13 protein-coding genes are annotated in these 11,996 nt (G+C 58.4%); 10 read left to right on the top strand and 3 right to left on the bottom strand.

From position 1 onward, the window contains the following. Positions 1-16: 16 nt before the first annotated feature. Positions 17-694, top strand: coding sequence for a hypothetical protein (locus tag FIV08_RS04325; protein ID WP_152437452.1), 678 nt, complete (start codon positions 17-19; stop codon positions 692-694). On the opposite strand, the gene FIV08_RS04320 is transcribed toward FIV08_RS04325, so the two are convergent. Both FIV08_RS04320 and dinB read right to left on the bottom strand, forming a co-directional pair. Further along, complete coding sequence (locus FIV08_RS04320) at positions 667-2,079, bottom strand: pectin acetylesterase-family hydrolase (RefSeq protein WP_152437451.1); 1,413 nt, start codon at positions 2,077-2,079, stop codon at positions 667-669. The genes FIV08_RS04325 and FIV08_RS04320 overlap by 28 nt on opposite strands. 163 nt (positions 2,080-2,242) lie before the next feature. Beyond that, on the bottom strand, positions 2,243-3,307 hold the full coding sequence (dinB, locus tag FIV08_RS04315) for a DNA polymerase IV (protein ID WP_058091763.1): 1,065 nt from the start codon (positions 3,305-3,307) through the stop codon (positions 2,243-2,245). Between the two features lie 115 nt (positions 3,308-3,422). Here dinB and FIV08_RS04310 point away from each other — a divergent pair, with 115 nt between their 5' ends. From FIV08_RS04310 to minE, 5 genes are all read left to right on the top strand, one after another. Further along, positions 3,423-3,701 (top strand): DUF1244 domain-containing protein, encoded by a 279-nt coding sequence (locus tag FIV08_RS04310; RefSeq protein WP_152437450.1) that lies wholly within the window; start codon positions 3,423-3,425, stop codon positions 3,699-3,701. Beyond that, positions 3,701-4,063, top strand: a complete 363-nt coding sequence (locus tag FIV08_RS04305) for a HopJ type III effector protein (protein ID WP_152437449.1) — start codon at positions 3,701-3,703, stop codon at positions 4,061-4,063. The genes FIV08_RS04310 and FIV08_RS04305 overlap by 1 nt, the downstream gene beginning before the upstream one ends. Before the next feature lie 23 nt (positions 4,064-4,086). Next, complete coding sequence (gene minC / locus FIV08_RS04300) at positions 4,087-4,851, top strand: septum site-determining protein MinC (RefSeq protein WP_072677924.1); 765 nt, start codon at positions 4,087-4,089, stop codon at positions 4,849-4,851. A 64-nt stretch (positions 4,852-4,915) separates the two neighbouring features. Continuing rightward, positions 4,916-5,728 carry a septum site-determining protein MinD gene (minD, locus tag FIV08_RS04295; protein WP_061332318.1) on the top strand — a complete coding sequence of 271 codons (813 nt, stop codon included), beginning with the start codon at positions 4,916-4,918 and terminating at the stop codon, positions 5,726-5,728. Positions 5,729-5,731: 3 nt separating this feature from the next. Then, complete coding sequence (minE, locus tag FIV08_RS04290) at positions 5,732-5,983, top strand: cell division topological specificity factor MinE (protein WP_152437448.1); 252 nt, start codon at positions 5,732-5,734, stop codon at positions 5,981-5,983. A 14-nt stretch (positions 5,984-5,997) separates the two neighbouring features. On the opposite strand, the gene FIV08_RS04285 is transcribed toward minE, so the two are convergent. Further along, complete coding sequence (locus FIV08_RS04285) at positions 5,998-7,005, bottom strand: DUF2804 domain-containing protein (RefSeq protein WP_152437447.1); 1,008 nt, start codon at positions 7,003-7,005, stop codon at positions 5,998-6,000. Positions 7,006-7,142: 137 nt separating this feature from the next. Between FIV08_RS04285 and FIV08_RS04280 the strand changes: the two genes are divergently transcribed. From FIV08_RS04280 to FIV08_RS04265, 4 genes are all read left to right on the top strand, one after another. After that, positions 7,143-7,874, top strand: coding sequence for an START domain-containing protein (locus tag FIV08_RS04280; RefSeq protein WP_152437446.1), 732 nt, complete (start codon positions 7,143-7,145; stop codon positions 7,872-7,874). 104 nt (positions 7,875-7,978) lie between these two features. Beyond that, positions 7,979-8,470 (top strand): HPP family protein, encoded by a 492-nt coding sequence (locus FIV08_RS04275; RefSeq protein WP_072677927.1) that lies wholly within the window; start codon positions 7,979-7,981, stop codon positions 8,468-8,470. 24 nt (positions 8,471-8,494) lie between these two features. Continuing rightward, positions 8,495-9,880, top strand: a complete 1,386-nt coding sequence (locus FIV08_RS04270; protein ID WP_061332321.1) for a PhoH family protein — start codon at positions 8,495-8,497, stop codon at positions 9,878-9,880. 177 nt (positions 9,881-10,057) lie between these two features. Next, positions 10,058-11,995, top strand: a complete 1,938-nt coding sequence (locus FIV08_RS04265; RefSeq protein ID WP_152437445.1) for an alpha/beta fold hydrolase — start codon at positions 10,058-10,060, stop codon at positions 11,993-11,995. The last annotated feature ends 1 nt before the right edge of the window (position 11,996 follow it).

The raw sequence follows: 11,996 nt of genomic DNA, 5'->3' as shown, positions 1-11,996 counted from the left end.
ATTGCCGGAGCCCGTCATGAAGCACGGAAAACCCTTCATCATTGCCGTGGCCACCGCAGCAGCACTGGTGTTACTCTGGCCTGAACCGGCTGACCCACCTCCAGGGCAGGTCAACGACCAGGCCCCCGACGACCCCCTTTCACAAGCCCCTGCAGACACGCCAGTGCCGGTCGATCTGGCCCCCGAGCAACGGGCATTGCTGGAAGACCCCAGAATCATTCAGTTCGCCCAACGACTCGATTTCGAAGAAGAACTGCAACGCTTTTTCCAGGAAGCCGCCGAACTGGACGCCCAGCAACGACAGAACCGGGCCGACCAACTGGAACAGCAGCTTGCCCGCTACGAGCAGGAAACCCAGGTCAGCGCGCCAGAAGCGCTCATGGTCAGGCTCGCTCTGCTACAGCTGCTGGAGCAGGACGAAGCGGCCGCCAAGGCGGCGGCCACAGAACTGATCGAACGCTATCAGGCCCGGTCTGAGGAACGCCTTGAGGCCTGGCGATCTGCCCCCAAACCCGAGTTTGATCGCTACAAGGTCCGGGAGAAAGAGATTGTTGAAGAGGTAATGGCTCTTGACCGGATACCCGGAGGGCTGACCCGCGACCAGTATCTGCGTCAACGCCTGCTAGAGGCGCGGATCGAGACCATGGGCCAGCCCGAACCAGACCCTCAGAGCAACTGGTCCAGCGACCAGTAGAGCAGATTGAACGGTTTGTTGTAATCCGCCACCGTGTCAGTCTCTGAAGCCTGCATAACCGCACCGCTGCCGTTCATCACGTTGTTCACGAAGTGGTCCAGTTCCAGGCCCAGTTCCTGAATATCCGAATTGGCGAACTCGATGATTGAGGTGCAGTGGCTTTCATTCACATCCCGGAACATGGGCAGGTAGTAACCGAAGTTATCAAGCCCGGCCAGGGTATTTTTCAGGCGTTCGGTATCCTGCGCCCATTTCTGGTGAAGCAGGGCCTCCTTGGTAGCCTGATCCGGCGCCTGTTCGATGTCATCGAAGAAACGTTCGTAGGAATAGGATGAGTAGTTCAGGTCGCGCCAGAAATGAGTATGCCCCATGCGGTCCTGAGGTAGTGCGCTGGCCAGGGCGGGATACAGCGACCCAAGGTCACTCAGGTTCAATCCGGGCAAGCCAGACTTCAGATAGGCAAGAGGTCCGTTGGCCTGATCCAGCCCCCACACCTGCCGGATCAAACCCTGCAGCAGGACCGAGGGGTACTGTTGCGGATCTGCCCCTGCCGGCGCACTGAATGCCGGCCCGGAATCGTTGATCAGAAAACTGCGGGTGGGCGCCATGTCCCGGCGGGCCGGATAATAGTTCGTCAAGCCACCGATACCACCTGCGCTGCAGCCCGTTGTCAGCATCTGCCCGGGCCGCTGGAGATTGTCTTTCAACCAGGAAATAACCGCCCGGCTATTACGCAGCCCGTTGTGGTGCCAGACCAATGGTTCAGCCTCGCCCTCCGGGTCCTGGTACACCGCTACCCGGTCACCGGAGTAGATGTCGCCGGTGCAATAGGGTACGTAGACCATATTCCAGTTCTGGGTTTTCACCCGGCTCCAGGGATGCAGGCGCACCACAAACGGGCTGACCAGGCTTGCGCCGGGGTTCAACAACGACAGGTAGTCGTCCGGTATACCATCGGGGTTACGGGCACCACGAATGCCAGTCTGACCGCTGCAACTTTCATAGTCCCAGCAGGCACCACCGCCTTCAAAATAAACCACCGTATTGGAGGTGTTCGGCACCCGGTTTACAAAGAACTTGTATTCGGAACCGTTGCCACATACCGCACCGGTTTCCGGCGCCAGTGGAACAGTCTGCCACTGGTAGTAGGCACCGGGCGAAAAGCCGTCGTTATACCCTGGCGGATTTGCCAGCAGGGGGTAGTCTCCCTGGCGCTGGTCAGAGGTAACCGGATTATCCGCTCCGGGCGGCGAAACCAGATTCCCCAAGGTTCGCCAGAACCCGTAATCACCAAGTTCTGCAGCGGCGGGGGCGGCAAAGGCTAATAGTAACAACCCGGCCAGCGCGCTATGGCGACACCGGGACCACCTGTCAGGCTTGTTCATTTTTGCTCTCCTGCACTTGTTATTTTAATGGGCGGGCCTGGCCCGCAACGATTACAGCAGGAAATCGTCAACCTAAAACTAGATATGACACAATGTCACGTCAAAGAGAGCGCAAGACCGATTTACACTAAAAAAGGCGGGGATATAGCCACGCGGGAAGAGATCAGTCGAATAGCCTCAGCTGGGTAACCGGGGCTTCATCGTTGCGAAAACGCACACCCACCCCCAACAAACGGACTGGGCGATCGGCCCGGGTAACCAGTTCATCCAGCAGGGGCTGGTAATCGGCAACCTCGGGTTCGGCCACCGATTCCCGTACCCGCTCCAGAGTATGAGTTGAAAAATCACTGTAGCGGATTTTCACAAACAGCTTGTGGATGGGCTTCTGCCGCCCCTTTCTCGCCAGTCTCAGATTGAGATCCGCCACCAGGGCGGGCATCACCGTTTCACAGGCGGTCTTATCCGGCAGATCCTGGGAAAACGTCCGCTCCACGCTGACCGATTTCGCCACCCGCGAGACAATCACCGGCCGCTCATCCCGGCCCGCGGCCATTTCAAATAACCGGTAGCCCTGCTTGCCGAATTTCTCAATCAGGGTGTCCACCCCCAGCAACTGCATGTCACCGCAGGTTTTCACGCCCATGGAATGCAGCTTGGCGGCCGTCACCTGGCCCACACCGAACAGTTTTTCCACCGGCAGGGATTCGACAAATTCCGGCACCTGCTCCGGCGTGATCACAAACAGGCCGTCGGGCTTGCGCCAGTCACTGGCAATCTTGGCCAGAAACTTGTTCGGGGCCACGCCGGCGGAGATGGTAATACCCACTTCCTGCCGAACCCGCTCTCGCAAATGCCGGGCCATCAGAGTGGCGCTGCCACGGTGTTCGGTTATGTCAGACACATCCAGAAAAGCTTCATCCAGCGACAGGGGCTCAACCAGATCGGTCATTTCCCGGAGAATGGCCATTACCTGCTGAGACGCGGCCCGGTATCGCGCCATATCCGGTGGCACGGTCACCAGCCCCGGGCACAGCCTGCGGGCTTCACTGCCGGGCATGGCCGAGCGCACACCAAAGGCCCTTGCCCGGTAGTTGCACGTCGTCACCACGCCCCGGCCCTCGGCGCCGCCAACTGCAAGGGGCACGTCCCTCAGCGTTGGGTCGTCGCGCATCTCGACCGCCGCATAGAAGCAGTCGCAATCCACATGAATGATCTTGCGCTGGGGCATGGTCCGTGGGCTCGCGTAAACAATCTGTACATCTATACAGCCTTGTATCTTAAGCTAACATGCAGAGAATGTCAGGAACCCGAACATCAAACCGGAACGCCATCTGCGAGGCCCCATGACAAACCCCATACCCGAGTCTGACCGCACTGAGATCGAAGCCGCTGCTTTCAGGCGCCTGGTGGAGCATTTACGCCAGAATACCGACGTGCAGAACATTGACCTGATGAACCTGTCGGGCTTCTGCCGCAACTGCCTGTCCAAATGGTACCGGGCAGAAGCACAGGAAAGAGGCTTTGAGCTATCCGATCCGGACGCCCGGGAAGAAATCTACGGCATGCCTTATGAACAGTGGAAAGAAAAATATCAGGTTGGTCCCAAGCAGGATCATAAATAATGAACATCAATGAGGCGGTGCGCATCCACCTGGCTTCCCTCGACGCAGGTCACGCCAATTTTGATGACACCCTGGCGCTGATCGACCAGCATTTCGAGTTTCAGCCCACGGGCTTCAACAATGGCCCGGTGCGAAACGATGCCGGTGAAAACGCCGGTTCCTGCCGGGTGTTCGCACTGGGCCAGTACTGCAACCTGAGCGAGGCGGATACCCTGAACCTGTTTGCCCAACACTATCAGCAGGTCCTGGGCGACCCAGCAGGCGACAGCCATGGCAACATCCGCCAGTTCATCAGCACGGGCTGGTCTGGCATCCGGTTTGATCAGCAGCCACTGCGAGCCCGCAACGAACCCAACCAGTAAGCCACCAGGGAAGACACTGATTCATGAGCGATACCGCCGCCTCCGGGCTAAAACAGAGTTTCCAGCTGAAAAGTGCCTCTGTTTCGCTGACAGCCCTGGAACTTTATTACTTCGACAACGACGAGTTCGAAGCCAATCTCCGGGACAAGATCAGCCAGGCTCCGGGATTTTTCAAAGATATCCCCCTGGTGATCAGCCTGGAGAAATACGAGGGGCTGGACAGTGAGCTGGACTTCTTCAAGATGATCGGTACCTGCCGCCGCCATAACATCCATGTGATTGGCGTTCGTGCCGGCAACGACGACCAGCGCCGCCTGGCGCGTGGGGCCTCACTGGCGCTGTTTCCCGGCAGCAGCCCGCGCGACCAGGCACCGGCCCGGACAAAGCCTGATGAGGCCTCCAGTCCGGAAGCCGAGACCTCCAGCCCCGCTGACGTTCCCACCAGCGAACCGGCTGCGGCCAAGATCGTCAGCCAAACCGTTCGCTCGGGCCAGCAGGTCTATGCGCCGGAAGGGGACCTGATCATCCTGGCCCCGGTTCAGGCCGGTGCCGAAGTGCTCGCCGCAGGCAATATCCACGTGTACGGACCACTCAGGGGGCGGGCGTTGGCAGGCATCCATGGGGCTGAAACCGCCCGGGTATTCTGCCAGTCACTTGAAGCAGAGCTTGTGTCCATCGCCGGACACTATAAAATCTCCGAAGATCTTCAGGACAATGGCTGGAAAAGCGCTGTGCAGATCCAGCTCAGGGACGACCTGCTGGTGGTGACGCCACTAGACAAGGCCTGATGTTGTGACAGCCAATAACAACGTTGAAGACATGACGAATCCACTGCGAAACAGGAACTGAACCTTGGCTAGAATCATTGTCGTTACCTCAGGAAAGGGCGGCGTTGGCAAAACCACCACCAGCGCCTCAATCAGTACCGGCCTTGCCAAGCGCGGCCACAAGACCGTCGTAATCGACTTCGATGTGGGCCTGCGCAACCTCGATCTGATCATGAATTGTGAGCGCCGCGTGGTCTATGACTTCGTCAACGTGATCCAGGGCGAAGCCACACTCAACCAGGCGCTGATCAAAGACAAGCGGGTAGACACGCTGTTTATTCTGCCCGCCTCCCAGACCCGTGAGAAAGAAGCACTGACCAAAGACGGTGTGGAAAAGGTCATCAACGAGCTGTCGGAAACCTTCGACTACATCGTGTGTGACTCGCCGGCCGGGATCGAACACGGCGCTCTGATGGCTCTGTACTATGCCGATGAGGCCATTGTAGTCACCAACCCGGAAGTCTCTTCTGTACGGGATTCCGACCGAATCCTGGGCATCCTCCAGAGCAAGTCGCGGCGCGCCGAGATGGGACAGGACCCGGTCAAGGAACACCTGCTGCTGACCCGCTACAACCCTGACCGGGTAGAGCGCGGCGAGATGCTGTCGGTGACCGATGTCGAAGAAATCCTGGCGATACCACTGTTGGGCGTGATCCCGGAGAGCCAGGTGGTACTGAACGCCTCCAACCAGGGCCTGCCAGTGATTCTGGAAGACCAGAGCGATGCCGGCCAGGCCTATGACGACGCCGTTGCCCGGCTTCTGGGAGAGGAGCGCGAACATCGCTTCATGACCTCCCAGAAAAAAGGTTTCTTCTCACGGATGTTCAAAGGGGGCTAAGGGATGAGTTTTCTGGATTATTTCAAGAGCAAGAAGACCAACACGGCGAGCGTGGCAAAAGAACGGTTGCAGATTATTGTGGCCCACGAACGGGGCCAGCGTGACATGCCGGATTACCTGCCACAGCTCCAGAAGGAGCTGTTGGACGTAATTCGCAAATATGTCCAGATCAGTGACGATATGGTTCAGGTGGACGTGGACCGTAACGAAAGTTGCTCGGTACTGGAACTGAACGTCACCCTGCCGGAAAAGTAATCGCTGCGCCCGCCTTACCAGCGGGCATAGTGGTCTTCCATCAGTCCCCGCAGCCCGTCTACGGGGACTGACTGGCCCGCCTCATCTCTGACCGTTCCCCGGAAGGTGCCCACAAACTGCCGGAAATTGGAGGCAAGCACGCCAGCGTTCAGCCGTTCCTTGCGCGTGCCTGCAGGCACAAAACTCAGGTCCACCAGGCCATCCTCGGTGGTAACCCGCCAATCGGCACCCGGCCGATATCGGTCAAATTCGAAGCGGGCGGCGCCCAGCTTCACACACCGGCCATCCAGCCACAGGGCGTTCTCGGTCATCCCGGTTTCATTCACACCGGCCGCCAGATTAAGCCCCACAGACACCCCCTGCTCGGTTACCCCGGCCAGACAGGCCCAATTCCAGGCAGTTTCCCGGCGCATGAAGCCACAACTCCAATCAATAGAGCCGCGGGTTTGCTCATCACAGCGCCATACCTGCTGGCCCCAACGCACCTCTCCCTCAACCGGTACGCCGGCCGATTTGCGGGTAAACACCCAGCCATTGTAGCCTGCCGGGCAGACCAGCCGCAGGGGTTGATCGGTGTCTTGCAACTCCAGGTCCACCCGGATATTACCCGGCGCGGTCACCCGGATGTTGCGGCCTCCGGTGGCCGGCTCGATGGCCAGCGACACGTCACCTTTGCGGAACCGGGCATGACCATGTTCAGGATAGGGTTCAATATCGGTGTGCCGGGCCAGCGGCTGCATGAACGACTGCTCAAACATTTGACCGCTTTCAAAATCAAACAGATAGAAAAATCCGTTGCCCACCAGTTTCAGGTCCACAATCGCCATGCCGAACACCCAGCCCGGCGCCATGGCGCTGACAAACTGAAACTGGTTGAACCGCCAACGGCGAGCCAATCGGGACCGCGGCCGGTCCATGACCGTCCGCAGGTCAAAATCCATGTAGTTAATGGTCTCGACCGGTTGTTCCAGCACCCCTGGTGCAATTCTGCCCTTGGCATCAATCAGGTTCTTTTTGTTCATAAATACCGTCAGATCAGGCCATTCATAAGTTGTAGCGCAACAGTACGCTACCTGGTTCACAATCCCTTATTCCTGCCGAAAAGCAGAAACCGGCTCCATGGTAGACTCAGCACACCTTCATCACGGAAGTGTAGCTTATGACAATAACCAGAGCCCATGGCTTCAAAGGCATGGTGGCGGGCGTACTGAGTACACTCATGTTTCTAACCCTGCCGAGCCTGGCCAGTGAACACCCGCCTCTCCCGCCGGAGGATGCCCGGGAGTGGACCCTGCGCAAGGAAGTCGACAACATTCGTATTTACACCATGGACCAGAGCAATTCCGGGTTTCAGGCCTTCAAGGCCGTGGCCGATCTGGACGTTCCCCTGGAAACCCTGATGGCAGTGATGATCAATCCCGAATCCTGCAAGGAATGGGTCCATAACTGCACCGAATCCTACGCCTTTGGCCAGGGCGACTTCCACGATCGCTACGCTTACTCCGTCAACGATATGCCCTGGCCGGTGACCGACCGGGATTACGTGTTGCGCATACGCACCCGGGGCAACGCCGACACCGGTGAAGTGGTGATGGACCTGAATGCCGTGCCGGGTATGCGGGCGGAATTCAACAGCCGGGTTCGGGTTGATCGCTCAGACACCCTTTACCGTTTCACCCCGAACGGCGACAAAACCCGCATGGTCTGGGTTCAGCACACGGAACCCAACGGAGCTCTCCCCGGTTGGCTGGTGAATAATCTGCTGGTCGACATTCCAGTGAAATCCCTGCAAGCGCTGGAGGCCGTGGCCAAAGAAGACAAGTATCAGGGCTACCAACTTGAATGGGGCGAAAACGGCAATCTTCAGGCGGTCGTCCCCACTGACCGCTGACCAACCGAGACCAAGGGTTGATCAAGACACAGAGACAGGGGTGACGGACAGCCAAGGAACGGCTAAGCTTCATCAAAAGGACTGCAAATGGAAGAAGCCCACCAATGAGCGTTCTCGCCCATGAAATCATGACCCCGACCGTTAAAGCCGTACCGCACCACTGGACCATGGACCGGCTGGCGCGTTTTCTGACGGACAACGAAATCACCGGTAGCCCGGTAACAGACGACAACGGCGATATTATCGGCATCGCGACGCTCAAGGACATCACCGAATTCCGTTGGAATGCGACTCGCTCCGAGGGCCAGCCCAGCCTGACCCCGGAAGAGCAGGAAGAAGCCCGTCGACTACGCATGGTCATCTTCGAGGAAATGGGCAAGGTGCCAGTTGAAGTGCGAGATATCATGACCCCCATCGTACTTTCGGTTGACGAAGATACCCCGGTGCGAGACATTGCCAATATCATGATGCGCGAACACCTGCACCGTATTTTTGTCACCAGGGACTCAAAAATTACCGGTATCATAACCACTTACGATATGCTGAAGCTGATTTCCCAGAAGGAACTGACGCAACGCTGCGCCGAGAACGACTGAGCCACCAGAGAGGTAGCCCTACCTATGCCAAGAGCACCGCAAGCTCGCCGAAAAATGTACGTCCTCGACACCAACGTCCTGATTCACGACCCGAACGCCCTCCTGAATTTTGAAGAACACGACGTCATCATTCCGATGACGGTTCTCGAAGAACTCGACAGCCTCAAGTCCGGCAAACAGACCGTCGCCGCCGATTGCCGCCAGGCCATTCGCAACATCGACAAATTGTTGGGCGATGCCAGCCCGAAAGTGATTGAAAAAGGTGTGCCGATTGTTCGCGGCAAAAAGGCGGAGCCTTTGGGCACCCTGTCGATCATCATGAGTACCGAGGGCATCGGCAATCATTCCCTGCCGGAACACCTGAACGACAACAAGATCATCAATACCCTGGCCGCCCTGCAGGCCCGGCACAAATCCCGCGACATCATCCTGGTCAGCAAAGACATCAACATGCGCCTGAAAGCCCGGGGCTTTGGTGTGGAAGCCCAGGATTACCACAACGACCAGTTGCTGGACGACATCGATCTTTTACCGAAAGGCTACAAGGAGTTCCAGAACTCCTTCTGGGATAACATCGCCAAGGTAGAAACGGTACAGCGTGAAGGGGTCACCGAACACCTGCTCAAACGGGAGGGCGAACTGGCCAGACTGAACATCAACGAGTTCGTGATTGATGAACACGGTTTTGTCGGCCAGGTGGTGGACATCTCCGACGACCAGCTGGTGATCAAAGACCTGCACCAGCACGACCTGATGAACGAGGAAGTCTGGGGGCTGGTGCCACGGGATATCTACCAGGCCATGGCCCTGCACCTGCTTCTGGACCCGGACATCCACCTGGTTAACCTGACCGGCTCCGCCGGCTCTGGTAAAACCATCCTGGCGCTGGCCGCCTGCATTGAAATGACCGTGGCCAGCAAGCTTTACAAGCGGATCATCGCCACCCGGTCTACCCAGGGGCTGGACGAAGACATCGGCTTTCTGCCTGGCACCGAGGCGGAGAAAATGGAGCCCTGGCTGGGCGCCATCGTGGACAACCTGGAAGCCCTGCACGAAGACGATGAGAACATGACCGCCAGCGTCGACTACATCCTCAGCAAAGTGCCGCTGCACTTCAAATCCATGAACTACATCCGCGGCCGCAGCTTCCAGCACAGCCTGATCATTATTGACGAGTCCCAGAACCTGACCCCGCACCAGATCAAAACCATCATCACCCGTGCCGGTAACGGCTCCAAGGTGATTTGCCTGGGCAACCTGGCGCAGATCGATACGCCTTACCTCAGCCCGCTAAGCTCCGGCCTGACCTACATGACCGAGCGCTTCAAGGGCTTCCGCCACGGAGGCCACATTCACCTGCAGGGTGTACCGAGGTCGGTGCTGGCGGAGTTCGCCGAAGCCAACCTCTAACGCCATCGCCGGCTCCGCCTGCCGGCCAATTCTGACACTTGTCGCAGAGGGCCTTTTGGCCCTCTCGCCATTTTTGGCCGGCAGACTGGCCATCGTGCCGCCCCTCTTTCCGCCTTATCGTGAACTCTGTCACATTCCGACACCTGTCGTTACAACAACTCACAATAAGGCAAACCGATGAACCATCTAACCAAGTTCGCTATCACCAGCTTGAGCGCTGCCCTTCTGGCTGCCTGTGGCGGCGGTGGCAACGACGCCGCCCCGGAAACCAACAACTCCGGTGTACAGGCCAGCACGCCACAAGCCAACCAACCTCAACCGACCGCCAGAGCCATCAGCCGCCCCATGCCAGCCAGCACCAGCGCGCTCGAGCCTGCCTCGTGTAACCAGGGAACCGACCTGGCTGGCGGCCGGAGCTACCGGGTACAAATGCCATCCCGCGTGGACGGTGCCGCCATCGTGTTCGAGGTATTCGAACCCTCATTGTTCGACTGCGATACCAAGCACCCGCTGATACTGCAGGGCCATGGTTTCAGTGGTTCACGCACCACAACTGCAGGCGATGACCCTCTGGCACCGATCAAGCCGCTGATAGACGCGGGCTTTGCTGTGATCAGTATTGATCAGCGAGGCCATGGAGAAAGCGGCGGAACGGTTCGGGTAATGGACCCGGACTATGAAGGCGAAGACCTGGTACAGATTGTCGATTGGGCCGAAACCCATCTGGATTACCTGAAATACCGGGACAACAATCTGCTGCTCGGCGGTGTTGGAGGCAGTTACGGTGGTGGTTTCCAGTATCTGCTCTACAACGTAGACCCGGACCAGCGCATGGACGCCATGGTGCCCCAGATCACCTGGCATGATCTTACCTACAGCCTGAACCAGGGCGGCGTCACCAAGAACTACTGGGCAGCGTTCCTGTCCCTGGCCGGTGATGCCGGCACCGGGGGCGCTATGGACCCATTTATTCGAAGCACCCTGATCGATGGCATTGTCGGCAACCGGTTCCCCGAGGCCGCTCTGGACTTCTTCCACTACCACAGCCCCAGCTACTTCTCGGATAACGAGCGCGGGCTTGAGCTGTTCGACAGCGGTAACAGTCAGGAATACCTGCTTGACCCGATCACCGGCCGGCTACCCATCACCAGCGATGGCCGCTATATCATCAAGACACCCCAGAGCACGCCCTACCCGGTGGATGTGCTGATGTTCCAGGGCATGCGCGACAGCTTGTTCCCGTTTAACGAAGCCTATGAAAACTACCTGGCGATGAAGAATGCCGGTGGCGACGTGAGGCTGCTGACCTACCCGTTCAGCCATCACTACCTGGCACCCAACGTGGGGCTGATTCAGGAAACCCTGGCCAGCTTTGATTTCTATTTCGACGCAGTGCCCGAACTGCCTGCCGCCGGCCTGAACGCCCTGGCCAGCTGTGGTGATATCGAGATCAACCGGGCAACCGTGGCCTGGTTTAACGAAAAGCTGCTGGGTAAAGGCAACGCTGACAATGTCATCACCACCGGCCAGCAGATCTGCTACACCCTGTCACCCGGAGATGCGGTATCAGCGCCGGAGGTGACCGTAGGCGGTCAGGCCTTCCCGATTGCCCGCGACATTCTCGGAGAGTCAGTACCGGTTTCCGCGCTGATCGGCCCGGCCGGCGTGTTGCCTAACATCGTTCCCCTGACCACCATGCCGGAGGATGGCGTGATTGCCGGCATCCCCACCGTCGATATCAATGTCAGTCTTGGCTTGGATACTCTGGATAACGCCTGCCTTGAAAGTTCTGATCCGATTCTGAGCCTGGGCACCTGCGACGCCATCCTGTTTGTTGGTGTTGGCGTGATCAAGAACGGATTTGGTGCACCGGAACTCATTGACGAGCAGGTGCAGCCAATCCGCGGCCTGGGCAACCACCAGGTTCAGCTTACGGGCATTGCAGAGCGTCTGAGCGAGGGTGACCGCCTGGTACTGTTGATTTACGGCCAGCACCCGACGTTTGTGGGTGCCTTCTCCCGCGACCTGGTGGTTTCGACGGTTCAGGTTTCCGGCGAAGTGGCACTGCCGATCCTGACCTCCGACGGTCAAGACCGGCTCGCATCAATCAGATAGA

This window comes from Marinobacter sp. THAF197a (genome assembly GCF_009363275.1).
Classification (GTDB): domain Bacteria; phylum Pseudomonadota; class Gammaproteobacteria; order Pseudomonadales; family Oleiphilaceae; genus Marinobacter.
Note: the sequence above shows the minus strand (reverse complement) of the source record. Positions and strands in the feature narration are given on the sequence as shown.